Annotated in this window: 11 protein-coding genes; 8 read left to right on the forward strand and 3 right to left on the reverse strand. The window is 71.5% G+C overall.

Annotated elements, in window-relative coordinates; translation table 11 throughout:
* Positions 1 to 137 precede the first annotated feature (137 nt).
* Positions 138 to 272: an SPW_0924 family protein gene (locus ACFWYS_RS44730; protein ID WP_272117885.1), complete on the forward strand. Its 135-nt coding sequence runs from the start codon at positions 138 to 140 to the stop codon at positions 270 to 272.
* A 25-nt stretch (positions 273 to 297) separates the two neighbouring features.
* Positions 298 to 1,290 carry a DUF3068 domain-containing protein gene (locus ACFWYS_RS44735; RefSeq protein ID WP_384782456.1) on the forward strand — a complete coding sequence of 331 codons (993 nt, stop codon included), beginning with the start codon at positions 298 to 300 and terminating at the stop codon, positions 1,288 to 1,290.
* On the opposite strand, the gene hrpB is transcribed toward ACFWYS_RS44735, so the two are convergent.
* A complete protein-coding gene (gene hrpB, locus ACFWYS_RS44740) occupies positions 1,280 to 3,775 on the reverse strand; it encodes an ATP-dependent helicase HrpB (RefSeq protein WP_384782459.1) in 2,496 nt (831 codons plus the stop codon). The two genes, ACFWYS_RS44735 and hrpB, sit on opposite strands and share 11 nt — an antisense overlap.
* A gap of 4 nt (positions 3,776 to 3,779) precedes the next feature.
* Complete coding sequence (locus ACFWYS_RS44745) at positions 3,780 to 4,598, reverse strand: class I SAM-dependent methyltransferase (RefSeq protein WP_384782475.1); 819 nt, start codon at positions 4,596 to 4,598, stop codon at positions 3,780 to 3,782.
* Between the two features lie 377 nt (positions 4,599 to 4,975).
* Here ACFWYS_RS44745 and rpsA point away from each other — a divergent pair, with 377 nt between their 5' ends.
* The 4 genes from rpsA to ACFWYS_RS44765 all read left to right on the forward strand — a co-directional run bounded on the left by rpsA (position 4,976) and on the right by ACFWYS_RS44765 (position 8,811).
* Positions 4,976 to 6,472 carry a 30S ribosomal protein S1 gene (gene rpsA, locus ACFWYS_RS44750; protein ID WP_123964470.1) on the forward strand — a complete coding sequence of 499 codons (1,497 nt, stop codon included), beginning with the start codon at positions 4,976 to 4,978 and terminating at the stop codon, positions 6,470 to 6,472.
* Between the two features lie 280 nt (positions 6,473 to 6,752).
* A complete protein-coding gene (locus ACFWYS_RS44755) occupies positions 6,753 to 7,691 on the forward strand; it encodes a PAC2 family protein (RefSeq protein ID WP_384782461.1) in 939 nt (312 codons plus the stop codon).
* 56 nt (positions 7,692 to 7,747) lie between these two features.
* Positions 7,748 to 8,380: a dephospho-CoA kinase gene (coaE, locus tag ACFWYS_RS44760; protein WP_384782463.1), complete on the forward strand. Its 633-nt coding sequence runs from the start codon at positions 7,748 to 7,750 to the stop codon at positions 8,378 to 8,380.
* Positions 8,381 to 8,430: 50 nt separating this feature from the next.
* Entirely contained in the window at positions 8,431 to 8,811 is a 381-nt protein-coding gene (locus tag ACFWYS_RS44765; RefSeq protein WP_384782465.1) for a tetratricopeptide repeat protein, read from the forward strand.
* A gap of 42 nt (positions 8,812 to 8,853) precedes the next feature.
* Here the strand turns inward: ACFWYS_RS44765 and ACFWYS_RS44770 are convergent, their stop codons facing one another.
* Positions 8,854 to 9,159, reverse strand: a complete 306-nt coding sequence (locus ACFWYS_RS44770; RefSeq protein WP_384782467.1) for a DUF6343 family protein — start codon at positions 9,157 to 9,159, stop codon at positions 8,854 to 8,856.
* 46 nt (positions 9,160 to 9,205) lie between these two features.
* Here ACFWYS_RS44770 and ACFWYS_RS44775 point away from each other — a divergent pair, with 46 nt between their 5' ends.
* Positions 9,206 to 10,117: an acyltransferase domain-containing protein gene (locus ACFWYS_RS44775; protein WP_384782469.1), complete on the forward strand. Its 912-nt coding sequence runs from the start codon at positions 9,206 to 9,208 to the stop codon at positions 10,115 to 10,117.
* 99 nt (positions 10,118 to 10,216) lie between these two features.
* Complete coding sequence (locus ACFWYS_RS44780; RefSeq protein WP_384782471.1) at positions 10,217 to 10,666, forward strand: DoxX family protein; 450 nt, start codon at positions 10,217 to 10,219, stop codon at positions 10,664 to 10,666.
* Positions 10,667 to 10,730: the final 64 nt, after the last annotated feature.

The following is a 10,730-nucleotide window of genomic DNA, read 5'->3' on the forward strand; positions in this document are numbered from 1 at the left end:
CCTTCCGCTACGGCGGACAGGGCGCCCTTCGTTGTGTGTGCAACGTGTTCTCATCTCGGCCGCCCGTTGCTACGGTGCCGTACCTGACGATGTATCAGTTCCGCGGTCCTGAAGGTTCCGTCCGCCGGGAGGCAGGCATGCGCGCCCTGATCGCCGCCGCGACCGGTCTCGCCGTCGCGCTCGCCCTGGTCCTCACGCTGACCGCGCTGGGCTCACCGGCGGGCGAGACGTCCCCGAAGCCGCTGCTGACGACGGTGCCCGCACATCCGTAACCGCCCCTCCGGCAGGGAGGCCGAGATGCGCCGCAAGGCCAGTCTGATCCTGCTCGCCCTCGCCGTGTTCTTCGCGGCCCTGTCCCCACTGCTGCGCTGGTACGCCTTCCCGCGCCTGGCCAAGATCCCGGCCGGCCAGTACCAGGACATGGTCCTGGAGGCGAAGGACGCGACGCTCCTCGACTACGGCACGATGAAGGCCCGCAAGGTCCCCAGGGTCACCATCGTGCAGACCCTGAAGGGCAACGTCGAAGCCTCCGAGAAGATCGAGAAGACGGCGGGCAGGGACGTGGTCGTCTGGGACGGTCTGTCCTACGTCGTCGGCCCCGACGGCAGGATGGTCTCCAGGATCCCCGAGCGCTACATCTTCGACGCCCACTCCCAGGACCCCGTCCACGCCACCGGCGAGTCGGTCGACGGCGACCCCGTGAAACGGGAGGGCATCGAGTTCAAGTGGCCCTTCCTCACCGAGAAACGGGACTACGAGTACTTCGACGCCCAGACCCGCACCAGCGCGCCGATCCACTACAAGGGCACCCAGGACTTCCGAGGCGTCGAGGTCTACTACTTCGAGCAGACCATCCCGTGGACCAAGGTGAGGTTCCCCAAGACGATGCCGGTCAAGGGCATCACCCCGGAGTCGGTCGCCAAGACCGGCACCACCCGCTGGTACTCGACCGTCCGCAGGTTCTGGGTCGAACCCCTCACCGGCGCCCCCGTCTACGGCGAGGAGATCCACAAGGAGGAACTGCGCGGCGGCACCCTCCTCGGCGACCGCGACAAGGTGACGGCGTTCGCCGGCCACGTGAAGATGCGCGAGGACTACATCGCCCACACCGTCGACCTGGTCAAGTCCAACCGCACCCTGGTCCTGCTGATGACGTCGTATCTCCCCTGGGGCTTCCTGGCCCTGGGACTGCTGCTCCTGTCCCTCTCCCTCTATCTGGAGGCACGCGGCCGCCGCCCCGGCGACCCCAGTCCCGCCCAGGACACCGAACCGGAACCGGTCACCGCCTGAGCCGGGCGTTGGTGTGCCGGGTCGGCTCGGCGCCCGCGGGGTCCTCGGGCCACGGATGCTTGGGATAACGGCCGCGCAACTCCGCCCGTACGCCGTGGTAGCCGTCCTTCCAGAAGGAGGCGAGGTCGGCGGTGACGGCCGCGGGGCGCCCGGCAGGGGAGAGCAGATGGACCAGGAGCGGCCCCCCGGCGACCGACGGCGACTCGTGCAGCCCGAACATCTCCTGCAACTTCACGGCGAGCACCGGCTGTTCGGGGTTGCCGTAGTCGATCCGGATTCTGGACCCACTCGGTACGGCGATCCGCTCCGGCGCGAGCTCGTCCAGTCGCCCCGCGTCCCCCGAGGCCCACGGCAGCAACCGGCCGAGCGCCGCCCCGGCGTCGATCCGCCCGAGGTCCGCCCGCCGCCGCGCCCGGCTCAACTCGGGCTCCAGCCATTCGTCCACGCGCGCGTGCAGCGCGTCGTCGCACACGTCGGGCCAGGGCACACCGAGGTGCAGATACAGAAAGGCGAGCCGCTGCCGCAGCACTTCGGCGTCGGGGGACCAGCGCAACAGGCCGAGCCCGTCCCGCCGCAGACCTTCGAGAAGCGCATCGCGTACGAGTGCGGGGGCGGCGTCCTTGAGCGGACGCGCCGCCAGCTCGATCGCCCCCAGCCGCTCGACCCGCCGGGCGACGACGTCCCCGTCGGCCCAGTGGACCTCCTGGGTGTCGGAGTGCAGTGACGGCGCCGCCGACCGGGCGATGTCCTCGTCCACCGCGGCGGCCAGCTGCACGCGCGCGTGCCCCTTGCCGACGGGCCGGTCGGCGACGGCAACGGCGATCCAGCGGGCGCCGCGCAGGGCGGAACCGTCGGGGAGTTCGGCGCGCGTGCCGGAGGCCATGAGGTAGGAGCCGCCGTCGGCCCTGGCGATGCGCTCGGGGAAGGCGAGCGCGGCGACGAGCCCGACCAGGCCGTGCTCCCCGGCAGGGGGGACCGGCGGCTGGGAGACCTCCCCGACGACGGCCCGAAGCCGCCGCACCTCCGTCCGCCACCGCGCCGCGTACCCGTCGCCCCCACGCCGAGCCGCCCGCAGCGCACCGGCGAGGTCGTCCCCGTACTCCCGGGGCGCCTCCTCGCTGAGCAGCGCCACCACCTCCGCGACCCGGTCGGAGGCCCCCGCGTCCAGCAACGCCCGCCCCAGCCGAGGGTGCAGCCCCAACCGGGCCAGCCGCAGACCCCGCTCCGTGGCCCTGCCGACGGAGTCCACCGCCCCGACGGCCGTCAGGACGCTCCGCGCCGCCGCCATCGCCCCGCCCGGCGGCGGATCCAGCAGCGCGAGGCCGGTGGCATCCGGGTCGCCCCAGCACGCCGCCTGCAACGCGAACGCCGTCAGGTCGGCCACCTTGATCTCCGGCGAAGGGAAGCGCGGCAGCCGCGCGTCCTCCGCCTCCGCCCAGCAGCGGTACACCGCCCCCGGCGCCTCACGCCCGGCCCGCCCCGCCCGCTGCCGCCCCGCCGCCTGCGAGGCCCGTACCGTCGCCAGCGCGCTCAGCCCGCGCGCGTGGTCGACGCGAGGCTCCCGCGCCAGCCCGGAGTCGACGACGACCCGCACCCCGGGAACCGTCAGCGACGACTCCGCCACGGACGTCGCCAGCACCACCCGGCGCCGCTCCCCGCCCGCCAGCACCGCGTCCTGCACGGCCGCAGGCGCCCGCCCGTGCACCTGCAGTACCTCTACGTCCCCGAGATCCCCGAGCTGCCCGGCCACCCGCGCGATCTCGCCCACGCCCGGCAGGAAACACAGCACGTCCCCCGCCCGCTCGGCCAGCGCCCGCCGCACCACCGACGCCACCTGCGTCAGCAGCACCGGGTCGACCCGCATGCCGTGCGGGGGCCGTACGGGGCGGGCCGGCGGCGCCCACACGACCTCCACGGGGTGCGCGGTGCCCTCCGCCGCCACGACCGGGGCGTCGCCCAGCAGGCGCGCCCAGCCCTGCGCGTCCGTCGTCGCCGACGCGGCCACCAGCCGCAGCTCCGGCCGCAGCGTCTGCCGTACGTCCCACAGGAACGCGGCGGTCGTGTCCGCGTCCAGATGCCGCTCGTGGCACTCGTCGAGCACCACCGCGTCCACGCCCGCGAGCTCCTGGTCGCGCTGCAGCCGTTGCAGCAGCACACCGGTCGTGACGACCTCCACGCGCGCGTGGCGCCCGACGACCCGCTCCCCGCGCACGGTGTACCCGACGCTCCCGCCGACCTTCTCGCCCAGCAGCCACGCCATCCGCCGCGCCGCGGCCCGGGCGGCGATCCGCCGCGGCTCGGCCACCACGACCCGCCGGGCCGGTCCCTCGCCGAGCAGCCCCGCCAGCGCCAACGGCACCAGCGTCGTCTTGCCGGTGCCGGGCGGCGCGACCAGCACCGCGGTGCCGTGCGCGTCCAGGGCGTCGTACAGACCGGGCAGGGCACCGCGTACGGGCAGCGCGTCCAGAGCGTCGTAACGGATCACATGCTCAGTCTCGTACGCACACGAAGATCGCCGTCCCCGGGATCAGGTTCCCGCGCAGCGGCGACCAGCCGCCCCACTCCGAGGTGTTCCAGGCCGGCCACTCCGGCTCCACCAGGTCCACCAGCCGGAACCCCGCCGCCACGACGTCCCGGACACGGTCGCCGACCGTGCGGTGATGCTCGACGTAGACCGCGCGGCCCTCCTCGTCCTGCTCGACGTACGGCGTCCGGTCGAAGTAGGAGGCGGCGACGGACAGGCCCTCAGGGCCCGGCTCGTCGGGGAAGGCCCAGCGGATCGGGTGGGTGACCGAGAAGACGAAACGCCCGCCCGGCCGCAGTACCCGCCGCACCTCGCTCAGCACCAGCACCGGGTCGGCGACGAACGGCAGCGCGCCGTACGCCGAGCACGCCAGGTCGAAGGAGCCGTCGGCGAAGGGAAGGGCGCCCGCGTCGGCGCACACCAGGGGGAACGCGCCCCCGATGCGCAACGCGTGCTGGAGCTGGCGGTGGGAGAGGTCCAGGGCGACCGGGCGGGCCCCCTGCGCGGCCAGCCAGCGCGAGCACTGCGCGGCGCCGGCGCCGATCTCCAGGACCTCCTTGCCCTTGAGCTCCTCCGGCGGGCCGAGCAGCTCGGCCTCCACCTCGTCCAGGCCCTCGGGGCCCCAGACGAAACGGTCGTCGCCGAGGAAGGTGCCGTGCTCGATCTGGTACTCGTCCGCGTTCCGGTCCCACCAGCCCCGGTTGGCGCGGGAACTCTCCGCGACATCGGCCGACCGCCGGGTGGCCTCGGCTTCCGCGATATCGGGCGATACGGGCTCTTGGATGATCGGCTCCCTCGTCGTACTCTTCCGTCACCTGAATGGCGCGGCCCCTCCCGGCAGCGTCACGAAAGGGACGCCCCGAGGCCCGCGTGGCCTCAAGAGACAGGTTTTGTGCCGGGTATGAGGCGATCCGCCCCGGGTGTGCGGCTTCGCGCATTGACCCTGTCCGGCTGCCCCCGTATGCTACAAGTTGCGCTGCGGGCCTGCGCACCTCAGACGTAGCAGGCTGCGCTCGCATCTGTTGTATGTCCCCTCGGTTGTCGAGGCGCCACTGGATTTCTGTGGCGCTTCCTTGGCTGTCCGGCTTCTTCAGAGCGAAACGGGCTCCCGGCGTAAGCAGTACCTACGACTTCAATGTCCGTACCGGAGCCCTTTCCCACATGACGAGCAGCACCGAGACCACCGCCACCACCCCGCAGGTAGCGGTCAACGACATCGGTAACGAGGAAGCCTTCCTCGCCGCGATCGACGAGACGATCAAGTACTTCAACGACGGCGACATCGTCGACGGCGTCATCGTGAAGGTCGACCGGGACGAGGTCCTGCTCGACATCGGTTACAAGACCGAAGGCGTTATCCCGAGCCGCGAGCTCTCCATCAAGCACGACGTCGACCCCAACGAGGTCGTCGCCGTCGGTGACGAGATCGAGGCCCTTGTTCTCCAGAAGGAGGACAAGGAAGGCCGCCTGATCCTCTCGAAGAAGCGCGCCCAGTACGAGCGTGCCTGGGGCACCATCGAGAAGATCAAGGAAGAGGACGGGATCGTCACCGGTACCGTCATCGAGGTCGTCAAGGGTGGTCTCATCCTCGACATCGGCCTCCGTGGCTTCCTCCCGGCCTCCCTGGTCGAGATGCGCCGCGTTCGCGACCTCCAGCCCTACGTGGGCAAGGAGCTTGAGGCCAAGATCATCGAGCTGGACAAGAACCGCAACAACGTGGTCCTGTCCCGCCGTGCCTGGCTGGAGCAGACCCAGTCCGAGGTCCGCCAGACGTTCCTCACGACCCTCCAGAAGGGTCAGGTCCGTTCCGGCGTCGTCTCCTCGATCGTCAACTTCGGTGCCTTCGTGGACCTGGGTGGCGTCGACGGTCTGGTCCACGTCTCCGAGCTGTCCTGGAAGCACATCGACCACCCGTCCGAGGTTGTCGAGGTCGGCCAGGAAGTCACCGTCGAGGTCCTCGACGTCGACATGGACCGCGAGCGTGTCTCCCTGTCGCTGAAGGCGACCCAGGAAGACCCGTGGCAGCAGTTCGCCCGCACCCACCAGATCGGCCAGGTCGTGCCCGGCAAGGTCACGAAGCTGGTTCCGTTCGGTGCGTTCGTCCGCGTGGACGAGGGCATCGAGGGTCTGGTCCACATCTCCGAGCTGGCCGAGCGCCACGTGGAGATCCCGGAGCAGGTCGTCCAGGTCAACGACGAGATCTTCGTCAAGGTCATCGACATCGACCTTGAGCGTCGCCGGATCTCGCTGTCCCTGAAGCAGGCCAACGAGGCCTTCGGCGCCGACCCGGCCACGGTCGAGTTCGACCCGACCCTGTACGGCATGGCCGCGTCCTACGACGACCAGGGCAACTACATCTACCCCGAGGGCTTCGACCCCGAGACCAACGACTGGCTCGAAGGGTACGAGACCCAGCGCGAGGCGTGGGAGCACCAGTACGCCGAGGCGCAGCAGCGCTTCGAGCAGCACCAGCAGCAGGTCATCAAGAGCCGCGAGGCCGACGCTGCCGCTGCCGCCGAGGGTGGCGAGGCCGCGGGTGCGGCTCCGGCCGCGGGTGGCGGTTCGTACTCCTCCGAGGGTGCGGACACCTCCGGTGCGCTGGCGTCGGACGAGGCGCTTGCCGCGCTTCGCGAGAAGCTCGCGGGTGGCCAGAGCTGAACTCCCCCAGAGGGGGTACCCCCAGCTCGCTGAGGCTTAGCCGGTAACTGAGGGGCCGTACCTTTCGAGGTGCGGCCCCTCAGTGTTGCCCCGGGTTTGTGTTTCGGCGTGCGGCCGGTGGGGGCTTGGCGCGCCCACGCGGCGGAGCCGCATATCGATGCAGCCCCGCGCCCCTTGAGGGGCGTTGCTCATCCGGTCTCAAGATCGGGGGCCCCTCCTTCGGGAATGCCCGTGTCCGTAAGGGTGTTGTGACGTACGGACACGAGGAGGAGCGGTCACTGTGCTTGATCCGCAGGGTTTGTACGCGTGGGAGCCGAAGGGGCTGGCTGTCGTCGACATGGCGCTGGCCCAGGAGTCGGCCGGTCTTGTCATGCTCTACCACTTCGACGGATACATCGACGCGGGCGAGACCGGCGACCAGATCGTCGACCGGGTCCTCGACTCGCTGCCCCACCAGGTCGTCGCCCGCTTCGATCACGACCGGCTGGTGGACTACCGCGCCCGTCGCCCGCTGCTGACGTTCCAGCGCGACCGCTGGGCCGGCTACGAGGACCCCGCCATCGAGGTGCGGCTCGTGCAGGACGCCACCGGGGCGCCCTTCCTGCTGCTGTCCGGGCCCGAGCCGGACGTGGAGTGGGAGCGTTTCGCCGCGGCCGTCAAGGAGATCGTGGAGCGGCTCGGGGTGCGCCTGTCCGTGAACTTCCACGGCATCCCCATGGGCGTCCCGCACACCCGCCCGGTCGGCCTCACCCCGCACGGCAACCGCACCGAGCTCGTCCCGGGCCACAGCAGCCCCTTCGACGAGGCGCAGGTGCCCGGCAGCGCCGAGTCGCTCATCGAGTACCGGCTGATGGAGGCCGGGCACGATGTGCTGGGCGTCGCCGCGCACGTTCCGCACTACATCGCGCGCTCCCCGTACCCGGACGCGGCGCTGACCGTTCTGGAGGCCGTCACCGCGGCCACCGGACTCGTCCTGCCCGCCGTCGCGCACTCCCTGCGCACGGAGGCGCACCGCACGCAGAACGAGATCGACCGCCAGATCCGCGAGGGCGACGACGAGCTCACCAACCTCGTCGAAGGTCTGGAGCACCAGTACGACGCCGTCGCCGGCGCCGAGTCCCGGGGCAACATGCTCGCCGAGCCGGCGGACATCCCGTCGGCGGACGAGATCGGGCGCGAGTTCGAGCGGTTCCTGGCGGAGCGGGAAGGCGACAACTGAGGGCCGACCTGGCCTGCCGGGTGGTGATGTCAGTGGCAGGGCCTAAGCTGCGGCACATGTTGAAGGTGGGCCTGACCGGCGGCATCGGTGCCGGCAAGAGCGAGGTGTCGCGGCTGCTCGTGGAGTGCGGGGCCGTGCTGATCGACGCGGACCGGATCGCGCGGGAGGTCGTCGCGCCCGGGACGCCCGGTCTCGCCGCCGTCGTGGAGGCGTTCGGCGAGGAGGTGCTCGCCGGGGACGGCAGCCTGGACCGGCCCAGACTGGGCTCGATCGTCTTCGCCGACCCGGACCGGCTCGCCGTGCTCAACTCGATCGTGCACCCGCTCGTCGGGGCCCGCTCCCGTGAGCTGGAGGAAGCCGCCGCCGAGGACGCCGTCGTCGTGCACGACGTCCCGCTGCTCACGGAGAACGGACTCGCGCCGCTGTACGACGTGGTGGTCGTCGTGGACGCCGGCACCGAGACCCAGCTGGACCGGCTCGTGCGGCTGCGCGGTATGACCGAGGAGGACGCGCGCGCCCGGATGGCCGCGCAGGCGACGCGCGAGAAGCGCCGGGAGATCGCGGACATCGTGATCGACAACGACGTACCCCTGGACATGCTTCAGCGGCGTGTGAAGGACGTGTGGGACGAGCTCGTGCGCAGAGCCCACGCCGAAGAGCCCCGGGCGTCCCGGTCGTCCCAGGAATAGCGGCGCGCGGGTCGCGCGTTGAACTCGGCCAGCGAGGGAAGGACTCTGCCGTGCCCGAGACCAGCGGTTCGACCGGACGTACTCCGGAGACGCATGTCATCGACTTCCGTGCCGCCGAGCAACTGCTCGACGCGCGGGATCCGCGGGGCGCGGTGAAGCTGCTCGACGGGGTCATCGCCATGCACCCGGAGAACACCGCCGCCCGGCTGCTGCGCGCGCGTGCCTTCTTCGCCGCCGCTCAACTGCGGCCCGCCGAGCTGGAGTTCACCATCGTCCTGGAGCGCGAGCCGGACAACGCCTTCGCGCACTTCGCGCTCGCCCGGACCTACGAGCGCCAGGGCAGACCCGACCAGGCCAAGCGGCACTTCCGGCTGGCCGCCGCGCTCGATCCGAACCCGCGGTATCTCAAGGCGGCACGGTTCGACGCGTGAGCGGCCACGAGGAGAACCGGGGGTGACGGCTCTCCGGTGCGGCTAGGGGTGCGGGTCGCGCGGTGGCGGCGGCCGGTAGGGGCGGTCCTCGGGCGGACGGTACGGCGGTATGTCGCGGCCCGGCTGGTAGTGCGGGCCCTGGCGGATGTGTCTGAGTACCATCGCCATGTCGACCGTGACCACCAGCCACAGCACCGCGCAGGCCGCCGCCCAGCCGGGACGGCCCGCGAGCGTGAACGCGACGGTGCCGAAGACCGCCCAGACCAGGCCCCACACGCACAGCCAGAAGCGGGCCCGCAGTGCACTGCGTGCCGTCGCCGGCTCACTGCCCGTACGCATCGGAACCATCACTCCTCTCTGAAACGTACTCCTCGTACTCCTCGCAGGGGGCCTCGTGCTGCCGGACACCGATGACCTCGCCGAAGTGCTGCTCGACCTCCAGGTACCCCACGAGGACATCAACGACCTCGTCCGGATGGGCCGGCGGGTGACGGACGACCCGGAGCTGCGGCGGTTCCTTGAGCGGTCCGTCGACGAGCTCGTCCGGGGGATGGGGGAGGTCGGCGGCCCGGTCGACCTGCCCGACCTCGACTGGGCCGCGGGCCCCTTGCAGCGCTGCTTCCCGGTGTACGTGTTCGTCGCGGCGCTGCCGTCCACGCGCGCGTACCACCGTGAGCGGGGCGTCCCGGCCGACGTCTCCCGGCGCACGCTCGCCGACCTCGGGCGGAACATGGCCGTGTTCCGCAGACGGTACGGCCGGGCGGGAGTGCAGGCTCCCTGGTGGCTCGTCCACCACTTCCGCGGCGAGCTGTACCAGCTGGGCCGGCTGCAGTTCGAGCGGGCGCGGCTCGGACAGCGGACGGGGGCCAGGCTCGCGGCGGCCGGACTCGACGTGGGTCCGAACTCGCCCTGCCTCAATCTGCACATACCCGACTTCCACGGGCCGCTGTCCCCGGCCGCCGTCGACCGGTCCCTGGCGCTGGCCCGGGAGTTCTTCGCCCGGCACTTCCCCGAGGAGCGGTACCGGGTGGCGATCTGCCACTCCTGGCTGCTGGACGGGCAGCTCGCGAAGTACCTTCCCGCGGACTCCAACATCGTCCGGTTCCAGGGGCGTTTCCGCGTCGCCCGCGAGGACCGGGAGCCGGCCGACGCCGAGCCGGTCCAATTCGTGTTCGGCGACCCGGAGTTGCCGATCGAGAGCCTGCCGCGCCGCACGGCGGTCGAGCGGGCCGTCGGGGACCATCTGCGGGCGGGCGGCCACTGGTACATCGGGCACGGGTGGCTGCCGTTCGACCGCCGTGCCTGAAATTCCGTCGGTAAATCCGTTCGTACGGCGATGAGTTCCGCAGCGGGCACCGGTCTACCTCTCTGACAGCACCACGGACCGCTGAACACAGGAGACCCCATGTCCGAGACCACCGCCTCTGCTTCCGCCTCCCGCACCGTCATCGCCGAGTCCGCGACTCCGCGCGGTCGCCGGGCCCGTATCGCCCTGCGCGGCCTGCAGATTCTGCTCGCTCTCTTCTACGCGATCGCGAGCGCGCTGCCCAAGCTGATCGCGCACCCGTCGGCCGCCGAGGGCTTCGACGAGCTCGGCTGGGGCAGCGCGGGGATGTACACCATCGGGGCACTCGAACTGGCCGGTGCCATAGCGCTGTTGATCCCGGTGCTGCAGTCGGTGGCGGCGATGGCGTTGAGCGCGCTGATGGTGGGGGCGTTCGTCGTCACGATCACCGCGTTCCACGGGGAGAACGCGGCGACACCGCTCATCCTGATCGTGCCGCTCGCCCTGATCGCCTGGGCGCGGCGGAGCTCCAACGCGGATCTGCTGCGGCTGGTACGGCGACTCGCGTGACCCGGCGAAGACGGAGGGGGGGTGGGGGGGGGTGTTGTGGGGGGGGGGGTGGTGGAGGAGCAAG

The sequence above is a fragment of the Streptomyces sp. NPDC059010 genome (assembly GCF_042740355.1).
Lineage (GTDB): Bacteria > Actinomycetota > Actinomycetes > Streptomycetales > Streptomycetaceae > Streptomyces.